Genomic DNA, 252 nt, shown 5'->3' with positions numbered 1-252 from the left:
CTCACCGCTGAAAGGATCCGGAAGGAATCGCTCCTCTGTCAGCTCTGGACGATTCAAGTATCCACGAGTGACCCCTGCTCCGCCAATGTACAGCTCCCCAGCGACACCGATTGGTACAGGTTGTTGATGTGGATCCAAAACGTATAACTTCGTATTCGCTATTGGTCCTCCAATTGGCGGTATGCCCTCCTGCAGGGGGCTGACCTCTGTTGCTGTAGCCACGACTGTACACTCTGTAGGGCCGTAGTTGTT

1 protein-coding gene is annotated in these 252 nt (G+C 54.0%); it reads right to left on the bottom strand.

Features of this window, described 5'->3' with window-relative positions; genetic code table 11:
* On the bottom strand, positions 1–252 hold a 252-nt coding region (locus tag BBG47_RS28725), incomplete at both ends, for an AMP-binding protein (RefSeq protein ID WP_254659967.1).

The organism is Paenibacillus sp. KS1 (assembly GCF_001680695.1).
Lineage (GTDB): Bacteria > Bacillota > Bacilli > Paenibacillales > Paenibacillaceae > Paenibacillus_B > Paenibacillus_B suaedae.
This window is presented reverse-complemented; position numbering and strand designations above follow the sequence as displayed.